Annotated in this window: 1 protein-coding gene; it reads left to right on the forward strand. The window is 56.7% G+C overall.

From position 1 onward, the window contains the following. Positions 1-245 (forward strand): BCCT family transporter (locus SB717_RS38645; RefSeq protein WP_410908532.1); only part of this gene is annotated, 245 nt, incomplete at both ends.

Below are 245 nucleotides of genomic sequence, written 5' to 3' on the forward strand. Positions count from 1 at the left end.
GGGTATTGCAGATCAACAGCGGGTTTCATCATGTGTTCGGTTTGCCGGTAAACACCACCGTGCAAGTCATCCTCATCACCGCCACCTGTGCATTGGCGACGCTTTCAGTGGCCAGCGGCCTGGACAAAGGTATTCGCATCCTGTCCGAGCTCAACCTGAGCCTGGCGGTGATTCTGATGCTGTTCGTGCTGCTGCTTGGGCCTACGGTGTTCCTGCTGCAGACCTATGTACAGAATACCGGCGCC

Origin of the sequence: Priestia sp. SIMBA_032, assembly GCF_046535215.1 — a bacterium.
Taxonomy (GTDB): domain Bacteria; phylum Bacillota; class Bacilli; order Bacillales; family Bacillaceae_H; genus Priestia; species Priestia aryabhattai.